A 20,474-nucleotide genomic window follows, 5' to 3' on the forward strand; every position below is an offset into this window, starting at 1 on the left:
TTGTGGCCTTGGTCATGTGTTCGATCTTTTACGCGGTTGCCTTTGAGGCTGTATTTGTTGTCTCGGATAAATTGCAGCAGTCCGTGGTGCCTGGCATTATTTATGGCAGCGTGCTGTTCTTCCCGCATGGTGTTCGGGTGCTGGCGGCCTATTTATTTGGCTGGCTGAGCATCCTCTACCTTCTGCCTATCAGCGCGGTTTATGCGGGGCTTGGAGGTGACACGCCCACGTAATCAAGGGTTTCAATCGAGGTCATCGGCGGCACGCTCCAGATATATTTTTTGCGATCTTAACGGCTCCTGCCGCGCTTCTAAAGGAGCACGCTTTTTGGATTGTGATGAGATCACTTTACTTTCTCAGTCAAGCGCATAAGTCAGGGGCAACCCATTTCATCCAGTCTTATCATAGGCGGTCTGCTATGCCCTTTGAGAGTAAATTATTTTCACCCGTAACTATGCGCGGGCTGACCTTGCGCAATCGTATCGTTCTCTCGCCGCTGTGTATGTATTCCGCACAGGATGGTTTGGCCTCTGATTTTCACGCGTCCCACCTGTCGGCGTTTGCGCGCGGCGGGGTGGGATTGGTCTTTACCGAAGCGACTGCGGTCGAGCCGCACGGACGGATCACGCCCAAATGTTTGGGAATTTGGAACGATGCACAGGTGGAGGCGTTCAAACCCATCACGCGGTTCATCACTGAGATGGGCGCGGTGCCTGCAATCCAATTGGCCCATGCGGGGCGCAAAGCCAGTAGCGCCCCCCCATGGGGTGGCGGCAAGCCTGTTGCTCCCGATGACACAACATGGGGCGAGGGGGGGTGGCAAACGGTTGCGCCCTCTGGCCTGCCTGTAGCCGATGGGTGGCCAAGCCCCAAAGCGTTGAGTGTGGATGAGATCGCGGGTCTGATTGCGGCCTTTGCCGATGCCGCAAAACGCGCGCTGGCCGCAGGGTTCAAGGTGATCGAAATTCACGGCGCGCATGGGTATTTGATCCATAGCTTTTTGTCGCCCGCCACCAATCAGCGCCATGATGCCTATGGTGGGGATCTTGAGGGGCGAATGCGCTTTGCCTTGGAGGTCAGCCGCGCGGTGCGCGCGGTTTGGCCAGAGGATCTTCCCCTGTTTTTCCGCATCTCTGCAGTGGATACAGGGGGGTGGTCGCTTGAGGATTCCATCACGCTGGCCAAGGCGCTTAAGGCGATTGGGGTTGATGTGATTGATTGCTCATCAGGTGGGATTGCGGGCGCGCCTGCCTTCCGCGCCAGTGATGATGGGCGGCCTTTACCTGCAGGCGGACAACGACCCTTGGGATTTCAGGTGCCCTATGCCGAGGCGATGGAGCGCGAAGCAGGTATTGCTGCCATGGCGGTTGGACGGATCGTGGACGGGCAGCAGGCCGAGGATATCCTGCAAGAGGGTCGCGCCAGTTTCATCGCCTTGGGGCGGGAATTGATGCATGATCCGTTTTGGCCCCTTCACGCCGCCGAGGCCCTTGGCGAGGCGGATGCGTTTTCGCTCTGGCCTGAACAATATCGGTGGGCCATCGTGCGCCGTGCCGAGCTTGGACAGTATCAGGCGGGGTGACCTCAGGCCCTGTGGTCAAACAGGCCCGATGCCAACACCACGCCCGCAGCCACCAAGATCACACCGATCAATTTGATCAGGGTAACAGTTTCGCTCAAAAACAGCGCGCCCCCGATTAAGGCGAGAACGGGGGTCAACGCGCCAAAGGCGGCGGTTTGTGCGGCCCCCAATTGGCGCACCGCTATGGCATAGAGAACCAAAGCCAAAACCGCGATGAGAACGCCTTGCAACAGCGCCATGACTAGAAAATCGCGCGGGCTTACACCCGCAAAGCTGACATTCCCTGAGAGGGCCAAAAATGGCGCCACGGCAAGGGTTCCCCAAAATAGCCCAATCACCAAACCATGCAGGGGCGTGAATCCACTTTGTTTGAAATAGACCGAATAAATCGCCCATAAAAAAGACCCAGAGAGAAACAGGATATGCCCCCGCCATGCGCCATCTGCGCTGCCATGCAAGACCTGCCACAGCCCCACCATCAAAGCCCCGACAAAGATCACGATCAATCCGATCAGTCGTGGCTTTGAGGGCTGCTCACCCGTCATGACGCCCATAACAAGCGCCGTCCAAAACGGCAGCATTCCAGGTGCCAAAACCCCCGCATCCGAGGCAGGCGCAAAGAATAGGCCCATCGAAACGATGTAGGGGAAAAGCGCACTGGCCCCTAGACCCAGCATGACTGCACCAATCACGCTTTGCCCGCGCGGGATCACGCCCAACTTCAACATCAGCGGGATTGTGACCAAAAACCCAGTGCCAAGGCGCAGAAGCAACACCTCCTCTACTGTGAAATTCGTGCTGACGGCAAACCGCGTGCCGACCAGAAACACGGCCCATATCGTGACAGTCGCCAATGCGGCGAAAAGACCTTTGAGGGGAAGGGTCATTGGCGGGTGTCATCCATCATTGCAAAGGGGTTTTGCGCGCGGAAACTGCGCAACCCGACCATCGCGCGGATTGTGGCCCAAATGCAAGGGGTCGGGTGCATAGCGGCTATGCACCAATCACCGCTTGACTTCTCATCTCAGATACACGAGGTGCAAGCCCTGCACCCGCGTGATCGCGTGAGAGAGTTGTGCCCGACAGACGGGCCGAGCGGGGCATCACCACTCAGTATCCCAACACGCAGGGTTCCTGATACAGCGATAGGGTGGCGGGAAGGCCAATGTCGTTGTGAACCCGAAACGGCTGCCTATCATTTGGCGGCCAAACGGCTTTGTGCGCGCTTTGCATAGGGCTTTGTGAAAAGGATATCTCTTTGTTTGATTTTGATATGCTGGGACTTGAGCCCACATTGAACGCGGCGTTGAAGGCCGCAAACTTGTCCGAACCCACCCCGATCCAGAACCAAGCCATTCCTTTGGCCTTGGAAGGGCATGACATTATGGGTCTGGCGCAAACAGGCACAGGCAAGACGCTGGCCTTCGGTTTGCCGCTGATCAACCATTTGTTGGGCAAGCAGGGCAAGCCTGAACCAAAAACCGTCAAGGCATTGGTGCTTGCGCCAACGCGTGAATTGGTCAACCAAATCGCAGATAGCCTCAAGCCTCTGACGGCAGGGTCCAAGTTGCGGGTTCATTCTGTGGTGGGGGGGCAATCGATCCCCAAGCAGATCAACCTTCTTGCGCGCGGCACTGATATTTTGGTGGCAACACCCGGTCGCTTGATTGATCTGCTCAATCGCCGCGCGGTTGATCTCAGCCAAACGCGCCATCTGGTTTTGGACGAGGCCGATCAAATGCTTGATCTGGGCTTTATCCATGCGCTGCGCCAAATCGCGCCGCATTTGGCAACCCCGCGTCAAACCATGCTGTTCTCGGCCACCATGCCCAAGCAGATGGAAGAATTGTCGAGCGCCTATTTGAACAACCCTCGCCGTGTTCAAGTTTCGCCGCCAGGAAAAGCGGCAGATAAGATCACGCAGTCGGTGCATTTTGTTTCTAAGGGCGATAAACCCGCCAAACTGCGCGAAATCCTGAGCCGCGATTTGGACGCGCTGGCGCTTGTTTTTGCGCGCACAAAACATGGTGCGGAAAAGCTGATGAAAGGCTTGGTTGAGGATGGCTATAAGGCCGCATCGATCCACGGCAACAAAAGCCAAGGTCAGCGCGATCGTGCCATCAAACAATTCCGCGCGGGTGAGATCACTGTGTTGGTCGCAACCGATGTTGCGGCCCGTGGCATCGATATCCCAGGTGTGGCTTATGTGGTCAATTATGATTTGCCAGATGTGCCTGAGAATTACGTCCATCGTATTGGCCGCACGGCCCGCGCAGGGCGCGAGGGAGAGGCAATTGCCTTTTGCGCCGCTGATGAAGTGGATTTGCTGCGCCAAGTGCAAAAGCTGATGAAACTCGAAATCCCCGTGGCCAGCGGCAGCGCGCCTGAGGGTGCCGAGCAAGGTGGCGGTCGTCCCCATCGCGGCGGCCCTCGCCGTGGCTTTAAGCCAAAGGCCAATGCAGGGCATGGCGCGGCGGATGGCAAACCGCGTCATCGCCGCCGTGGCAAACCCGCCCGCGGGCCACGCCAAAAGGCAGCATAATCTTTAAAAAAGGGGGCCATGCGCCCCCTTTTTTCTTTGCACCCCCGTCCTTCGGGGTTTAGCAAAAGCACAACAGCGTTTCGTGGGAGGGGACAAGATGGTGGTGCGTGTGGCGGTCATTGGCGCAGGCGTGATGGGGGCGGATCATGCAAAGATCATCGCCCAAGATGTGCCGAATGCATGTTTGCAACTTGTCTGCGACATGGATGGCGCGCGGGCGCGCGCCGTGGCCGATGCGACAAGTGCGGTTGATTGCACAGATGACCCCGAAGCCGCGCTGTTGCGCGAAGATATTGATGCGGTGATTATCGCCTCGCCCGATTTTACCCATGCACTTTACACCAAGACGCTGATTGCACGCGGCAAGCGGGTTTTGTGTGAAAAGCCCCTAAGCCAAAAGATTGACGAATGTTTGGATGTGATGGCCGCCGAACAGGCGACAGGTTCGCCCCATATCATGGTTGGCTTCATGCGCCGCTATGATCGTGCCTATTTGGATATGCGTGAAGCCCTTGCCAAAGGTGTGTTGGGGCGGGCTTTGATGATGCATAACTTTCACCGCAACCTCGCCACGCCTTATCCCAGCTTCACGGGGGCCATGGCGATTACCAATTCCGCGCCGCATGAGTTTGACATCGCGCGGTATCTTTTGGGGGTGGAGGTGACCGCGATCACCGCCCATCAGCCTAAGCGCAGCGATGATGTTGTGGCGCCCGTGGTGATGGTTCTGGAAACCGATGATGATCAATTGATCACAGTCGAGGTCAACAACAACGCCGCCTACGGATATGATGTGCGCGCAGAATTGGTGGGCGAGCTTGGCAGTATCTCAACCAACAAAGTGGCGCATTCCCGCCTTGATGCGCGACTAAGTTCGGCGATCCGCTATGACGAGGATTGGCGCGGTCATTACCATGATGCCTATGTCGCCCAAAACCGCGATTTCATGGGATTTGTGCAAACGGGTATTTTGCCAGAAGCGGCTGCCAGCACATGGGATGGCTATGCCGCCGCCCTTGTCGCGGATACAGGCGTGCGTGCCTTGCAATCAGGCGTCAAAGAGCGGGTTGAAATGATCAATAAACCCGCCTTTTACGCTTAGGCCCGTTCCATCAAATCGCGGGTCATGGCCGCGTGATTTGCCAAGAGTTTGCTCATATCCATGCTGACCAACTGCCCGTCTTCAACAATAACCTTGCCGTTGATGATGGTGTAATTGGTCTTGCCCGAGCCGCAGAACAACAGACCTGCAAGGAGATCCCATTGCGCGCCTGCAAAATCGATGCCGCGTGTATCAAAGGCAGCAAGATCGGCGGCATAGCCCTTGGCAAGCACCCCAATATCATCGCGGCCTAGAACGGACGCGCCGCCACGGGTTGCCACCGCCAAAGCCTCGCGCGCGGTCATCGCATCGCCCCCTTTCATAACGCGCTGCAGCAGCATGGCTTGGCGCGCCTCATTGAGCATGTGGCCGCTGTCATTGGAGGCCGAGCCATCAACCCCAAGCCCCACCTTAACCCCTGCATCCAGACAGTGACGGACGGGTGCAATGCCACTGGCCAACCGCATATTCGAGCAGGGGCAATGCGCAATGCCCGTGCCTGTTCGTGCGAAGAGGTTGATCTCGCCTTCATCCAATTGAACGCAATGGGCGTGCCAAACATCATGGCCTGTCCAGCCAACCGCTTCGATATATTCACCGGGGCGCATCCCAAAGGTCGCAAGGCTATAGTCGATATCCTCGACATTCTCGGCCAGATGCGTGTGCATCCCAACCCCGTAGCTGCGCGCCATAGTGGCGGTTTCGCGCATCAAATCCATGCTGACGGAGAAAGGCGAACACGGGGCCAAAGCCACCCGCCGCATCGCATAGCGGCTGGCGTCATGATGGGTTTCGATCAGGCGTTGGCAATCGGCCAGAATGGCGGGTTCGGCTTCGGTCAGACGATCTGGGGGAAGCCCCCCTTTGCTTTCGCCAATGCTCATCGAGCCGCGTGTGCCGTGAAAGCGTAAACCGATATCTTCGGCAGCTGCAAAGCTATCTTCCAGCCGTGCGCCATTGGGATAGAGATACAGATGGTCGGAGGAGGTTGTGCAGCCCGTCATTGCCAATTCCGCCATGGCCAAGGCCCCTGACCAATAAATATGATCTGGCCCGATATTGCACCAAATAGGGTAAAGGGTCTGCAACCAACCAAAAAGCGGTGCGTTTTGCGCCGCGGGCACGGCGCGGGTGAGGTTTTGGAACATATGGTGATGGGTGTTCACCATCCCGGGGATCACCACATGACCGCGCATATCAATCACGCGATCTGCGCTTTGCGGCAAATCCGCGGTTTTTCCAACCGCCTCGATCACCCCGCCGCGTGCGAACAGCGCGCCATCGGTTATTTCATCGCCATAGGGCGCATCTGGGCGCGCCTCCATCGTGCACAGAAGATCTGCGTGTTTGATCAAAAGCGTCTCTTGCGCCATGGGTGCCGTCCTGTTGGTTATCCTGCAAGTCTGCATCATATACGGGCATTTGCGTGCAAGTTAAGCGTTTTGGCTGCGGGCGGCGCGACAAAATTCTTGCCAAACGCGAAAACCCCCGCTTTCATTGTTGTTAACACAGCCGCTCAGGTCTCTACGCCGCATCGACGCCTGAGGATGTGACACTGCATGACGGGGTAAAGCGGCAGGTTAATTTCTCGATGGAGGTTTCGTTTCTTCTGAATGGAGAGGCCGTGCAGGTCTCGACCCATGCCACTGCAACATTGCTCGATTGGCTGCGCGAAGCGCGGGGTCTGACGGGCACAAAGGAAGGGTGCAACGAGGGCGATTGTGGGGCCTGCAGCGTGTTGGTTCAGGATCTTGACGGGGTTCGCGCGGTTAATGCCTGCATTCTGTTTTTACCCCAGATTGATGGCAAAGCTATTCGCACCGTTGAGGGCATTGGCGCTGACGCGCTGCACCCTGTCCAAGAGGCCATGATCACGCATCACGGGTCGCAATGCGGCTTTTGCACGCCCGGCTTTATTGCTTCGATGGTCGCAGGCCATGCCAATGGGCGCCGTGATCACGACACGGTTTTGGCGGGCAATTTGTGCCGTTGCACGGGCTATGCCCCGATCATCCGCGCGGCACAAGCGGCTGAAGATGGCGCGCAACCCGCATGGCTTGCGCGCGATGCAGCATGGGTGGCCACAGCACAAAAAAGCACCCATGCCCCGCAAAACAGCGATGAATTGGCAATGCTTTATGCTGCAAAACCTGACGCGTTATTGATTGCGGGGGCCACCGATATCGGCCTTTGGGTCACCAAACAGTTGCGCGATTTTGACGAGGTGATTTTTCTCAACCAATGCGCTGATCTGGCTGATATGCAGCTGGACGAAGATGAAATTCGCTTGGGCGCAATGGTTAGCATGGCGCGGGTGCATCAGGTGATGGCGCAGTATCACCCCAGTTATGCCGAGATGATCCGCCGCTATGGGTCAGAGCAGGTCAGAAACGCCGCCACAATCGGCGGGAATATCGCGAATGGTTCACCCATTGGGGACAACCCGCCCGCATTGATTGCGCTTGGCGCGCGGCTGCATTTGCGCAAGGGCGATGGGCGGCGTGCGATTGCGATTGAAGATTTCTTTATCGACTACGGCCAGCAAGACCGCGCAAGCGGGGAATTTGTCGAAGCCGTCACTTTGCCGAAATCCGCGCCTGATTTGCGGTGTTACAAACTGTCGAAACGCTTTGATCAGGATATTTCTGCCGTTTGCGGTGCGTTCAATGTCGTGGTCAAAAATGGGATTGTGCAAGACGCGCGTCTGGCCTTTGGCGGTATGGCAGGAACGCCCAAACTGGCCCGCGCGGCAATGGCTGCGTTGATCGACCAACCTTGGGGCGAGGCCACAATCGCGGCTGCTGCCGCAGCCTTAGCTAATGATTTCACGCCGCTCTCTGATATGCGGGCATCCGCCGCCTATCGGATGGCAGCGGCGCAAGGCATGATGTGGCGCTATTACGCCGAACGCCAAGGCACACCCGTATCCGTGCTGGAGGTGACCCCATGAGCGTTCACGCCCCCATGGCCCATGACAGCGCGCGCCTGCACGTTACGGGGGCCGCGCGCTATGTCGATGATATTCCAACCCCGCAGGGCTGCTTGCATCTGGCCTTTGCCCTGTCGCCCGTGGCGCGCGGGGTGATCCGTGGATTGGATCTTGCCGCTATGAAGGCCGCACCAGGCGTGGTCGCGGTGCTTGTTGCGGCTGATCTGCCCTTTGCCAATGATGTCAGCCCTTCGGTGCATGACGAACCTTTATTGGCGACAGATCGGGTGCATTACATGGGGCAGCCCGTGGCCTTGGTTGTGGCAGATACTTACCTTGCGGCGCGCAAAGCTGCGCGGCTTTTGCAGATTGAGATTGAGGCGGAGCCACCGATCCTCAGCATTGAGGATGCACTGGCCGCGGAGAGTTATTTTGAAGATGGCCCGCGTGTTTGGGCCAAGGGGGATGCAAAAGCCGCCCTCAATCAGGCTCAGCGCCGCCTGCAAGGTGAAATCACCATGGGCGGGCAAGAGCATTTCTATCTCGAAGGTCAAGCCGCCTTGGCCCTGCCACAAGAGGGCGGGGATATGGTGATCTATAGCTCGACCCAACACCCGACTGAGATACAGCACAAAGTGGCCGATGCTTTGGGCCTGCCCATGCATGGGGTGCGGGTGGAGTGTCGGCGTATGGGGGGTGGCTTTGGCGGCAAGGAAAGCCAAGGCAACGCATTGGCCGTGGCCTGTGCCGTGGCCGCGCGTCAGACAGGGCGCGCCTGCAAAATGCGCTATGATCGCGATGATGACATGATCATCACGGGCAAACGGCATGATTTTCGAATTGCCTATGATGTGGGCTTTGATGATCAAGGCCAGATCGAAGCGGTGCGGTTCACGCAGATCACGCGGGGCGGTTGGGCGCAGGATTTAACTGCACCCGTGGCAGATCGCGCGATGTTGCACGCGGATAACGCCTATCTTTTGCCCCATGCGGAGATCACTTCGCTGCGGTTAAAGACCAATATGCAATCGGCTACGGCCTTTCGCGGGTTTGGGGGGCCTCAGGGCGTTTTGGGGATTGAACGGGTGATGGATCATATCGCCCATGATTTGGGCCTTGATCCCGCCCTTGTGCGGCGCAGAAATTACTACGCTGCCCCAAAGAGCGCCGCGCGTGCAGGGCTTGCGAACACCACCCCCTATGGGATGGAGGTGCGCGATTTTCTGCTGCATGAGATGACAGATCAATTGCTGTCTGATTGCGATTACGCGGCGCGGCGTGCAGAAATTGTCGCGTGGAATGAAAGCTCGCCCATCCTGAAACGTGGCATTGCGTTTTCCCCCGTGAAATTCGGAATTTCCTTCACCCTCACCCATCTCAATCAGGCGGGTGCGCTGGTTCATCTGTATCAAGATGGGTCAATTATGATGAACCATGGCGGCACAGAAATGGGACAGGGCCTATTCCAAAAATTGGCCCAAGTGGCGGCAAGCCGTTTTGGGGTTGGGGTTGATCAGGTAAAGATCACCGCGACCGACACGGCCAAGGTTCCCAATACTTCGGCCACTGCGGCCTCATCGGGCAGTGATCTGAACGGGATGGCAGTTCTGGCCGCTTGTGATGCCATTCGCACCCGCATGGCCGAGTTTCTGGGCCAAGGGGCAGAGGTGCGGTTTGCCGATGGCCGTGTCATGTGGGGCAATCAAAATATCAGCTTCGCCCAGGCTGTGGCGGCCTGTTATCAGGCCCGCGTGGGTCTGTCGGCTACGGGATTTTACAAAACCCCCGATCTGTCATGGGATCGCGCCGCAGGGCAGGGCAGGCCCTTCTTTTACTTTGCGCATGGTGCCGCCGTGAGTGAGGTGGTCATTGATCGATTGACGGGCGAGAACCGTATTTTGCGCGCCGATATTTTGTATGATGTGGGCGCATCGCTGAACCCCGCGCTTGATCGCGGGCAGGTTGAGGGCGGCTATGTGCAAGGGGCGGGATGGCTTATGACCGAGGAATTGGTCTGGGATGATCAGGGCCATTTGCGCACCCATGCGCCATCCACCTATAAAATTCCTGCCTGCTCAGATCGGCCCGCCATTTTTAACGTGGCGCTTGTGGATGGTGAAAACCCCGAAGCCACGATTTATCGCTCAAAGGCGGTTGGTGAGCCGCCCTTCATGCTGGGCATATCCGCCTTTCTTGCTGTGTCAGACGCGATTTCGGCCTGCGGTGGGGGCTATCCAAATCTGGATGCACCTGCAACGCCTGAACGTATTTTGCGCGCCATCAAAGGCTTGCAACCATGAGCCTTGATTTGGCATATTTGCGCGCTTGTGCGGCACGGGGGCCGTTTGTGCGGATTTTGATCACGCGCACGGCGGGGTCTGTCCCACGCGAGGCGGGCACATCCATGATCGTTTGGGCCGAAGGTCAAGAGGGCACAATCGGCGGGGGGCGTCTGGAATGGGAGGCTGTGGCAGAGGCCCGCGCGATGCTGCCGCAAGGCGGGATCGCGGTGCGGAACTATCCGCTTGGGCCACATTTGGGTCAATGCTGCGGTGGCTTTGTCAGCGTGGTGTTCGAGGTCTTTGCGAAAGATATTCCTGACAGTTTGCCCTATGCGCGGCCGCTTGGGCCAAATGCGCATTGGGACGCAAAAATCGCGCGCGCGGTCGCGCGTCTGCATCCATCCCATAGCCCTGCCGTTGTTGGGGATTGGCTGATCGAAACGGGGCCTGCCGCCCCGCATCAAATTTGGATCTGGGGGGCGGGTCATGTAGGGCGGGCCTTGGTGGGTGTGCTTGCGCCTTTGCCTGATCTCGCCCTGACTTGGGTGGATATCGCGCAGTCTCGATTTCCCGAAGTCATCCCCCCCAATGTCACGTCATTGATCGCGCAAAAGCCGCAAGGGGTGGTGCGCCATGCGCCAAAGACGGCTGATCATATCATCGTGACCCATAGCCATTCCCTTGATCTTGAACTGTGCCATGCCCTGCTTGGTCATGAGTTTGGCAGCGCAGGATTAATCGGATCGGCCACAAAATGGGCGCGGTTTAAGGGCAGATTATCGGCGCTTGGCCATAACAGCGCACAAATTTCGCGCATATCCTGCCCAATAGGGGATATATCCTTGGGCAAACACCCGCAGGCCATTGCCTTGGGGGTTGCCACAGCCTTGCTGTCTCGGGCAGAAGAGGCAGCACATAAAAACACGGGGGCAATGTGAAGCTTCTTGAATTGCAGGGACTGACCAAAGCCTATCCGGGCGTCATCGCGAATAGCGATGTCAGCTTTGATATCGACAAGGGCCAGATCCACGCCGTGCTTGGCGAAAATGGTGCAGGCAAGTCGACCTTGGTCAAGACCATCTATGGTCTTGTGCGCCCCGATGAGGGGCAGATGCTGCTTGAGGGCGCGCCCTTTGCCCCCAGCGACCCGCGCGCTGCGCGCGCCGCAGGCGTGGCGATGGTGTTTCAGCATTTCTCGCTGTTTGACGCGATGAGCGTGGCAGAGAATATTGCGCTTGGTATGGAAAACCCACCCAAGACGCAGGACCTTGCCGCGCAAATTCGGGCTGCATCTGAGAATTATGGGCTGCCTTTATCGCCTGATCGAATTGTGGGCGATCTATCCGCGGGCGAGCGGCAGCGGGTCGAGATCATTCGCTGTTTGCTGCAGAATCCCAAGCTTTTGATCATGGATGAGCCAACCAGCGTCCTGACCCCGCAAGAGGTCGATATCCTGTTTGGCACATTGCGTCTCTTGGCGTCTGAAGGGACATCAATCCTTTATATCTCGCACAAACTTGAAGAAATCCGCGCTTTGTGTGAGCACGCCACTGTTTTGCGCCAAGGTAAGGTTGTGGGCACCTTTGACCCACGCGAAATGAGCAACCGTGACATGGCCGAGATGATGGTGGGCAAGACCCTTACCACGCCAAAGCGCGCGGCTGTCACGACTGGACAGCCCTTGTTGCAAGTGTCGGGCCTGAGCGCGCCTGCGCCGCACCAATTCGGAACAAGCTTGAAAGAGATCAGCTTTACCCTACACGCGGGCGAGGTCTTGGGGATCGGCGGTGTTGCGGGCAATGGTCAAGATGAATTGGTCGCGGCCCTGTCAGGCGAGATGCGCACACATGCTGATATGATCCAATTAGAGGGTCAGGGCATTGGCGCCGATGGGCCAAATGCCCGCCGCGCGCTTGGCCTTTGTGCCGCGCCAGAGGAACGCAATGGCCACGCCGCCGCCCCCGATATGAACCTTGTAGAAAACGCATTGATGACCGCGAAAACGCGGCTTTCTTTGTTGAAAAACGGGTTTATTGATTGGCCGCGCAGTCGGGCCTTCGCCCAAGAGGTAATCGCGCGTTTCGATGTGCGCACCCCAAGCCCCGAAACCGCCGCGCGTGCGCTGTCGGGCGGGAATTTGCAGAAATTCGTAATCGGGCGCGAGATCAGCCAAAACCCGCGCGTTTTGGTGATCAACCAACCGACATGGGGCGTTGATGCTTCGGCCGCGGCTGCGATCCGTCAGGCCTTGCTGGATTTGGCCAGTGCAGGATCAGCGGTGCTTGTGATCTCGCAAGACCTTGAGGAGGTGTTGGAAATCACTGACCGCTTCGCGGCATTGAACGAAGGCACCTTGTCACAAGCGGTGCCAACATCTGGGCTGACCATGGAGAAAATCGGGTTGATGCTCGGTGGCGCGCATGATCTGGAGGTGGCCCATGCTTAGGCTTGAGAAACGGCCACAGCCTTCGCGCGGGTGGACATATGGCGCGCCCGTCTTGGCGGTGATTTTGACCATCATTCTCGGCATGGGTCTGTTTGCGATTTTGGGCAAAGACCCATTGATCGCGATCAAGACGATTTTCTGGGATCCAATCTTTGGCCCCTTTGCGCATTTTTACCGCCCCGAGATTGTCAAGAAAGCTGCCCCTTTGGTGCTGATCGCCGTGGGGCTGTCCTTTGGGTTTCGGGCGGGAATTTGGAATATCGGTGCCGAAGGCCAGTATATCATCGGCGCAATTTGCGGGGCAGGGGGGGCCTTGGCCTTTTACCCGATGGAGGCGCGCTGGTTGATCTTTCCGCTGATGATCGTTGCGGGGCTCTTGGGGGGGCTTCTTTGGGCGATGATCCCGGCGATTTTACGGGTGGTGTTCAAGACCAACGAAATCCTTGTATCGCTGATGCTGGTCTATGTGGCCGAGGTGTTGATCAAGGCCTTTTCCATTGGTCTTTTGCGCAACCCCGAGGGGTTTGGCATGCCTGGAAGCCGCAATTTGCGGCAATACCCCTCGGCCGCCAATTTGGATTTGATCCCCAACACAGGCTTTCATTGGGGGGCTTTAGCGGCGCTGATGGCCGTGGTGGGGGCCTATATCCTATTCACCCGACATCAGTTTGGCTTCAACGTGCGCCTTGCGGGCCAAAGCCCGCGGGCGGCGGGATTTGCAGGGGTCAATGCTCATCGCCTTGTGATCTTATGCATGGGTATATCGGGCGCGCTTGCGGGACTTGCAGGATTGTTTGAGGTGGCAGGGCCATCGGGGCAGATCCTTGGTTCTTTCCCCGCCTTTTACGGGTTTACCGCAATTATCGTGGCCTTTTTGGGGCGCTTGCATCCTGTGGGCATTCTTTTTGCGGGGCTCATCATGGCGCTGACCTATATCGGTGGACAGGCGGCTGAGGCACAGTTGAACCTGCCTGCAGCGGCAATTTTGACCTTTCAGGGCATGTTGCTCTTTTGCCTTTTGGCTGTGGATGTGCTGACCAATTATCGTTTCAAATTCGGCCAAGGGGAGGTGCGCTGATGGATATCAATCCAATCCTGCTTTTGGCCGCGCTGATGGTGGCCTCAACGCCGATCTTGCTTGCGGCAATCGGTGAATTGGTGGTCGAGCGCGCGGGCGTTTTGAACCTTGGGGTTGAGGGGATGATGATTGTCGGCGCGGTTTGCGGCTATATTGCGGGCCATTCAAGCGGCAACCCTTATTTCGGCTTTGTGGGGGCGGCCTGTGCGGGTGCAGTCGTTTCCTTAGTCTTTGCCGTCTTGACCCAATTTCTTTTGACCAATCAGGTCGCCACAGGTTTGGGCTTGACGATGTTCGGCTTAGGCCTGTCATCGCTGATCGGGCAAGATGCGGTTGGATCACCTGATTTGACCGTGGCGAAGCTGTCTTTCCCCATTTTGTCCGATATTCCTGTTTTGGGGCCGATCCTGTTTCGCCATGATCTGATGGTCTATCTGAGCATTGCCATCGTGGCGGGGGTTTGGGCGTTTTTGAAATATAGCCGTGCGGGTCTAATCCTGCGGGCTGTGGGTGAGAATCACGAAGCCGCGCATGCGCTAGGGTATAATGTGCGCCGTGTGCGCGTTCTTGCGATTGTATTTGGTGGGGCCTGTGCAGGGCTTGCAGGGGCCTATATCAGCCTTGTCCGCGTGCCCCAATGGATTGACGGGATCACAGCAGGCGCAGGCTGGATTGCTTTGGCCATTGTGGTTTTCGCCTCTTGGAAGCCATGGCGCTTGATTGCAGGTGCCTATCTTTTTGGCGGTGTTACTGTTCTTCAGCTTAATTTACAGGCAGAAGGCTTGAAAATTCCTGTCGAATATCTGTCAATGGCCCCATACCTTGCGACCATCATCGTCCTTGTGATGATACGCGCAGGACGGGCGCCTGCCTCATTGGGCAAACCCTTTCACCCCTCGTCTTGAGGGTTTCAGCAACGACCAGAGCCTGATCTCTGGTAAACCGGGAGAGTAATTATGAAACGCAGAACACTACTTGCGACTGGTGCAGGTGCCGCCCTCGCCGCAGCAATGGGCATGCCCGCGCGCGCGCAGGACAAGACCAAAGTCGGCTTTATCTATGTTGGCCCGATCAATGATGGCGGCTGGACACAGCACCACCATCATTCCGCAATGGAAATGGTCGAGCATTTTGGCGATGCGGTTGAATTTGTCTATCAAGAGAGCGTCCCAGAAGGCCCCGATGCCGAGCGTGCGATCACCCAAATGGCTTTGGGTGGTGCGGATATTATCTTTACCACATCCTTCGGCTTTATGGATCCAACCGTGAACGTGGCGGCGAATTTCCCTGATGTGAAGTTCGAACACGCAACAGGCTATAAGCAGGCGGATAACGTGTCTGTCTATTCCGCGCGCTTCTATGAAGGCCGCGCGATCCAAGGCACATTGGCGGGTCGTGTCACCACCACCAACAAGATTGGCTATATCGCGTCTGTGCCAATTCCTGAGGTGATCCGTGGCATCAACTCGGCCTATATCCACGCCAAAAAGGTCAACCCTGATGTGGAATTCAAGATCATCTGGATCTTTGAGTGGCTGAACCCCGCGAAAGAAGCAGATGCGGCCAAGGCATTGATTGAACAGGGCTGTGACGTTGTTCTGCAGCATACCGACTCGACCGCGCCGCATCAGGCCGCGCGTGAGGCAGGGGGCGTTTACACCTTTGGTCAGGCGGCAGATATGGCGGAATATGGCCCGATGCCCCGTATTTCTTCGATCATCGACAACTGGGCGCCCTATTACATCGACCGCGTGCAGGCCGTGATTGATGGCACATGGTCATCCGTGAACACATGGGATGGCATCAGCACAGGCATGGTTGGCATTGGTGAGATTTCCGATGTCGTGCCCGCAGATGTAAAGGCCGAGGCCGAGGCGCTGCGCGATGCAATCGCGGCGGGTGAATATCATCCGTTCACAGGGCCGATCAACAAGCAAGATGGCAGCCCATGGTTGGCTGAGGGCGAGACCGCGTCCGATAGCGACCTTGCGGGTATGTTCTTTTATGTTGAAGGGGTCGAGGGCGATATCCCGTCCTGATCCCAACCCTTATTGGGCGTGAAAGTGGGCGCATCTGCGCCCACTTTTTCTTTGCGGTGGGTTATAGTGCCTGATCTCCCTTTAGGCGTAGAAGCGCCACCAATGCCGCATCGCGGCGCGCGCGCAAATCTGCGCCCCCCATGCTCGCCAATTCCGCTTCGACACCTGCAACCAATTCCGCCTTGAGTGCCTCGGTCAGTTCGGGGTGACCAAGGTCTTTCCATCGCGCCTCTTGCGTGGGGCCAAGATGGTCAAGATACGCGCGATAGCCGCCCGCGCCACCGCCTAAGTGATAGGTGAGATGTGGCCCCATCAAGGCCCATCTCAGACCTGGCCCATTTGCAATGGCGCGATCAATATCAGCGACATCCGCAATCCCTTCGGCCACAAGATTGACCGCTTCGCGATAGAGTGCTGCGGTCAGGCGGTTGGCGATGTGGCCTTGCACCTCGCGCTTTGCACGAATAGGCACGCGGTGCAGCGCATGATAATGCGATTCGGCTTGATCCATTGCGTCTGGTGCGGTGAGGCGGCCTGCGACCAGTTCAACCATCGGGATCAGATGCGGCGGGTTCATTGGGTGCGCGACCAAGATGCGCCCAGGATGTTTGGCGCCCTGCTGTAGGTCACTGGCCATGAGTGACGAGGTGCTTGACGCAATCACGACCGTGGGCCCAACCTGCGCCTCGATTTGGCGGATCACCTCATGCTTGACTGCGATCCGCTCTGGCGCATTTTCTTGAACAAATCTGGCCCCTTTGAGGGCCGCATAATCGGGGCTGACATCAGGCGCAGTCGGAGATTGCGCTAACCCCAATGCTGCGAGGTTCGGCCATGCATGGGCCAAGAAGGCCGCAAGATGCTGATTGCAGTCAGGGTCAGGGTCGATAATGACCACCTTATGCCCCAGTGATGAGGCCAAAGCGGCCCAACTAAGACCGATCAAACCACCCCCAACAATTCCAATTTGGTCTAAATCCGACATATATGAAACCTTTTAGGTATTTTTATTATGTGTTAACAATTTCAAATACTTGCCTTACATCCCCCGCAAGATGAAATAATGATAACTTAACCCCCTACGACATCTAGTAGTCATTGACTGTTGCGCGTGGATTTGATTCCATAGCGTTGCCCATAAGGAGTGATTGATCATGAAAAAACTATCTGTTGCAGTTTGCATCACAGCGCTTGTTGCTCTGTCGGCGTGCTCTTCGCAGCCCGTTGCAGCGCCAATCGAAGCGCCTGCGGCAAACAAAGTTCCAGGCTGAGGCTTGCCTCGGATTTCCCCATCACCTGCCACGAGCAGGTGATGGGGCATCTTATACTTACCCATTCATCGCGCGGGTAAGTTCTGAAATCTCTACAGCGCGATGTTCTTTCATCGAAATTTGTGCAGCCATTCCCATAATGACGGCCATGTAGCCATCATTCAGGCTGACTTCGGGTGCGTGGCTTTTCCCGCGCACCAAATCTAAGAATTTCTGATGCTGATAAAAGGTTGATCCATTATGGTCGCCTGCGGCCAATAGGGTCGGGTCGACAGGGATGTCGCGGGCGATAGGCCCTTTGGGGTCTCTTGGGCTTTCAATCAATTGTGGGATTGGGGCCTCGCCCAAATGATCGGGCCAGAACCGACCGGGGCCGGGCACATAGGCCTCAATCTTGCCCTTAGGGCCAGTGGCGCAGACCTCTTCTTGATAGCGGCTGCCTTCAGCGAACATGCACAGTTCGAGCAGCGCCCGCGCGCCATTGGCGAAATCCACGATGACAAACCCATTATCGAGGATATCTGGCGTCTCGCCGTCATAGGCCTCGTCTCTGTGGTTCACATCCATCCCACCCGAGGCCAACACCCGCACGGGTTCCGATTTCAGGGCGAGGCGCATCAGGTCAAAGAAATGGCAGCATTTCTCAACAAATGTCCCGCCCGTATAGCGGTTAAAGCGGTTCCAATCGCCAACCTTTTCGAGGAAAGGAAAGCGATGCTCGCGCAAAGACAGCATCTTGATCCCCCCTGTGGCCCCTTCGGCGGCCTCAAGGAAGGCGGTTATTGGCGGCATATAACGATATTCCATCGCGACCCAAATAGGCGCGGGATAGCTGTCACGGATCTCGCGCAGGCTGTCTTGTTGCGCGGGATCCGTAAAGAGCGGCTTTTCCACGAGGACGGGCAGGGGGCGATGTTTTGCGAGATATGTTAACTGCTCGACATGGCGGAAATTCGGGCTGGCGATCAGGTAACAGTCGAGATCGGGATGGGCCACCAGTGCCTCAAGGCTATCGTAAAGCGTGGCCTTTGGTGCAAGGGCCAGTGATTTCGCAGCCATACCTGCATCGGGCTCGAAAATCGCGGCCACCTCCGCCCCGTCTAGCAGGGCGATATTTTGCAGATGTTCTTGGCCCATCATACCGCAACCGATGATGCCGTAGCGTGTAATTTGAGACATTTGTCCTCTCTACTTTAGACGCTGCACATAATGTGCGCGCGTGTGGTCAATCCAATTTCGGGAATATTCAATGATGCCCTGACCGTCTGCATGGCTGTAACGCTCGACAAAGGGGGCGGGGCTTGTGGCTGGGCGGGCGAACTCGGGCGGCACCCAATCGGGGATGGGGGCGATGCTGACATAATCCTCAGCCTGAAGAATCCGCAGGCCCAATTGCACACGATAGGTCAGATACAACGAATCAGACAGTTTTTCGGCCTCCAATCGGCCCGCAGCCCCGTCTAGCCAGATCTCCTCCACCGCCACTGGCAGAGAATTGAGGAACCTCAAACGGCGGATTCGCGTGGCATGCGAGGCCGTGCCAAAACGGGGCAGATCGGCGGGTTTCGCAAGATAGTCCACCGCCAAAACTTGCGCGCTTGGCAGCCCGCCGCCTGTGCGAAGTTCGAGGCGAAACATGGAATAGATTGAACTGATCTGCGCGCTTGATTGCACATAATTTCCAGACCCCTGCACGCGGCGTAAAAGACCTTTTTCTTCTAGAATATCTAGGGATTTTCGTAATGTGCGCACCGTGGTTTGATACTGCGCAGCCAGCGCGCGTTCGGGCGGCAGGCGGCTGCCATCGGGCAGGCGTCCCGCTGCGATTTCACGGATCAAGACCTCGCTTAATTGTATGTAAAGCGGCAGCGCCGATGAGGCGGGTCTGCGGTCGATTTGATCGCGCATCGAAGCGGCCTTTCGAAAAAATTGATACACTATTGATCCAGATCAAGGACACGGCTAATTTCGGGGAAAGTCAAGCGGCAGCGCTGACGATTAGATCAACGCGCCGTAGGGAGGGGAGAAGAGATTTGAGCGTGGTTCCCATCACATCTGCCGATGTAGATGCCGCCGAAGTGTCGTGGTTTGCTGCGCTTTGCTCGGATGATTATCAATTCTTGGGCGTGCCAGATGGGGCGTTGCGCTCATCTTTTGCGCATTGCTCGGATATTGTGAAAACCGCTGAAAACCACGGCTTTCGCAATGTGCTGTGCCCCTCGTCCTATCAGGTGGGGCAAGACACGCTCAGCTTCGTTGCGGGCTGTGCGCCGATCACCTCCAAGATTAACCTGCTGGCGGCTGTGCGCTGTGGCGAGATGCAGCCCATTATGTTGGCGCGCACCATCGCGACACTCGATCACATGCTGGAAGGCCGCCTGACGGTTAACATCATCTCTTCGGATTTTCCTGGTGAGGTGGCCGACAGTTCATTTCGCTATCAGCGTTCGCGCGAGGTTGTGGAAATCCTGAAACAGGCATGGACGCAGGACGAGATCAATTACAAAGGCGAAGTTTATAACTTTGAAGGCCTGACCACAGATCCCGCTCGCCCCTATCAAAAGGGCGGGCCGCTGCTGTATTTCGGAGGCTACTCGCCTGATGCGCTTGAGCTTTGCGGTCAGCATTGTGACGTCTATCTCATGTGGCCTGAGCGCGAGGAAGAGTTGCGTGGACGGATGCAGGCCGTGAATGCCGTGGCCGAACGTTATAACCGCACGCTTGATTACGGTTTGCGCGTCCATGTGATTGTGCGCGACACCGAGGCCGAAGCGCGCGAATATGCCGAATATATCGTTTCGAAACTTGATAAGGATCAGGGGGACGCGATCCGCAATCGCGCGCTTGATGCCAAATCCCTTGGGGTGAGCCACCAGTCGAAAAACCGCGAGATTGCGGATGATGCGGGGTATATTGAACCCCATCTTTGGACGGGTGTTGGCCGCGCGCGGTCTGGCTGTGGGGCGGCGCTTGTTGGCTCTACCGATCAGGTTTTGTCACGGCTTGAGGATTACCAAAAAATGGGCATCCGCGCCTTTATTCTTTCGGGGTATCCGCACAAAGACGAGGCAGAGCATTTTGGCAGCCGCGTGTTGCCGCAGATGAAAACTTGCTCTTTGCCCCATGAATATGGCCGCGTGCCCGCTACATTGCCGAATACACCCCTAGGCGGAGGCGTTCGCAAATGACCAAAACACCCCCCA

16 protein-coding genes and 1 pseudogene are annotated in these 20,474 nt (G+C 57.1%); 12 read left to right on the top strand and 5 right to left on the bottom strand.

The genetic code is table 11. The annotated features are described in order from the left end of the window. A pseudogene (locus AAC620_RS00005) lies at positions 1-233 on the top strand (hypothetical protein); the annotation flags it as partial. Between the two features lie 185 nt (positions 234-418). Continuing rightward, positions 419-1,582 carry an NADH:flavin oxidoreductase/NADH oxidase gene (locus tag AAC620_RS00010; protein ID WP_340242161.1) on the top strand — a complete coding sequence of 388 codons (1,164 nt, stop codon included), beginning with the start codon at positions 419-421 and terminating at the stop codon, positions 1,580-1,582. Positions 1,583-1,584: 2 nt separating this feature from the next. On the opposite strand, the gene AAC620_RS00015 is transcribed toward AAC620_RS00010, so the two are convergent. Further along, positions 1,585-2,469 (bottom strand): DMT family transporter, encoded by an 885-nt coding sequence (locus AAC620_RS00015; RefSeq protein WP_340242162.1) that lies wholly within the window; start codon positions 2,467-2,469, stop codon positions 1,585-1,587. A 371-nt stretch (positions 2,470-2,840) separates the two neighbouring features. Here AAC620_RS00015 and AAC620_RS00020 point away from each other — a divergent pair, with 371 nt between their 5' ends. Then, entirely contained in the window at positions 2,841-4,124 is a 1,284-nt protein-coding gene (locus tag AAC620_RS00020) for a DEAD/DEAH box helicase (protein ID WP_340242163.1), read from the top strand. Between the two features lie 97 nt (positions 4,125-4,221). Continuing rightward, entirely contained in the window at positions 4,222-5,226 is a 1,005-nt protein-coding gene (locus AAC620_RS00025) for a Gfo/Idh/MocA family oxidoreductase (protein WP_340242165.1), read from the top strand. Here the strand turns inward: AAC620_RS00025 and AAC620_RS00030 are convergent. Next, complete coding sequence (locus AAC620_RS00030) at positions 5,223-6,599, bottom strand: 8-oxoguanine deaminase (protein ID WP_340242167.1); 1,377 nt, start codon at positions 6,597-6,599, stop codon at positions 5,223-5,225. The two genes, AAC620_RS00025 and AAC620_RS00030, sit on opposite strands and share 4 nt — an antisense overlap. Positions 6,600-6,817: 218 nt before the next feature. Between AAC620_RS00030 and xdhA the strand changes: the two genes are divergently transcribed. Genes xdhA through AAC620_RS00065 form a run of 7 tightly spaced genes read left to right on the top strand, consistent with a single transcriptional unit; the run spans position 6,818 to position 16,000 of the window. Beyond that, the gene (xdhA, locus tag AAC620_RS00035; RefSeq protein ID WP_340243546.1) at positions 6,818-8,176 is read left to right on the top strand and encodes a xanthine dehydrogenase small subunit; all 1,359 of its coding nucleotides are present in this window, start codon (positions 6,818-6,820) and stop codon (positions 8,174-8,176) included. Next, the gene (gene xdhB / locus AAC620_RS00040; RefSeq protein ID WP_340242168.1) at positions 8,173-10,455 is read left to right on the top strand and encodes a xanthine dehydrogenase molybdopterin binding subunit; all 2,283 of its coding nucleotides are present in this window, start codon (positions 8,173-8,175) and stop codon (positions 10,453-10,455) included. The genes xdhA and xdhB overlap by 4 nt, the downstream gene beginning before the upstream one ends. After that, on the top strand, positions 10,452-11,375 hold the full coding sequence (gene xdhC, locus AAC620_RS00045; protein WP_340242169.1) for a xanthine dehydrogenase accessory protein XdhC: 924 nt from the start codon (positions 10,452-10,454) through the stop codon (positions 11,373-11,375). The genes xdhB and xdhC overlap by 4 nt, the downstream gene beginning before the upstream one ends. Further along, on the top strand, positions 11,372-12,883 hold the full coding sequence (locus AAC620_RS00050; protein WP_340242170.1) for an ABC transporter ATP-binding protein: 1,512 nt from the start codon (positions 11,372-11,374) through the stop codon (positions 12,881-12,883). Before xdhC ends, AAC620_RS00050 begins: the two co-directional genes overlap by 4 nt. Next, entirely contained in the window at positions 12,876-13,961 is a 1,086-nt protein-coding gene (locus AAC620_RS00055; RefSeq protein WP_340242171.1) for an ABC transporter permease, read from the top strand. Before AAC620_RS00050 ends, AAC620_RS00055 begins: the two co-directional genes overlap by 8 nt. Then, entirely contained in the window at positions 13,961-14,866 is a 906-nt protein-coding gene (locus AAC620_RS00060) for an ABC transporter permease (protein WP_317655310.1), read from the top strand. Before AAC620_RS00055 ends, AAC620_RS00060 begins: the two co-directional genes overlap by 1 nt. A 51-nt stretch (positions 14,867-14,917) precedes the next feature. Beyond that, complete coding sequence (locus AAC620_RS00065) at positions 14,918-16,000, top strand: BMP family ABC transporter substrate-binding protein (protein WP_340242173.1); 1,083 nt, start codon at positions 14,918-14,920, stop codon at positions 15,998-16,000. 61 nt (positions 16,001-16,061) lie between these two features. On the opposite strand, the gene AAC620_RS00070 is transcribed toward AAC620_RS00065, so the two are convergent. From AAC620_RS00070 to AAC620_RS00080, 3 genes are all read right to left on the bottom strand, one after another. After that, a complete protein-coding gene (locus tag AAC620_RS00070; RefSeq protein ID WP_340242174.1) occupies positions 16,062-16,985 on the bottom strand; it encodes a 3-hydroxyacyl-CoA dehydrogenase NAD-binding domain-containing protein in 924 nt (307 codons plus the stop codon). 343 nt (positions 16,986-17,328) lie between these two features. Continuing rightward, positions 17,329-18,450 carry a Gfo/Idh/MocA family protein gene (locus AAC620_RS00075; RefSeq protein WP_340242175.1) on the bottom strand — a complete coding sequence of 374 codons (1,122 nt, stop codon included), beginning with the start codon at positions 18,448-18,450 and terminating at the stop codon, positions 17,329-17,331. A 9-nt stretch (positions 18,451-18,459) separates the two neighbouring features. Continuing rightward, positions 18,460-19,179, bottom strand: a complete 720-nt coding sequence (locus AAC620_RS00080; RefSeq protein ID WP_340242177.1) for a GntR family transcriptional regulator — start codon at positions 19,177-19,179, stop codon at positions 18,460-18,462. 125 nt (positions 19,180-19,304) lie between these two features. Between AAC620_RS00080 and AAC620_RS00085 the strand changes: the two genes are divergently transcribed. Next, positions 19,305-20,459, top strand: coding sequence for an LLM class flavin-dependent oxidoreductase (locus tag AAC620_RS00085; protein ID WP_340242179.1), 1,155 nt, complete (start codon positions 19,305-19,307; stop codon positions 20,457-20,459). Positions 20,460-20,474: the final 15 nt, after the last annotated feature.

The organism is Roseobacter sp. HKCCA2468, from assembly GCF_037805105.1.
Taxonomy (GTDB): domain Bacteria; phylum Pseudomonadota; class Alphaproteobacteria; order Rhodobacterales; family Rhodobacteraceae; genus M30B80.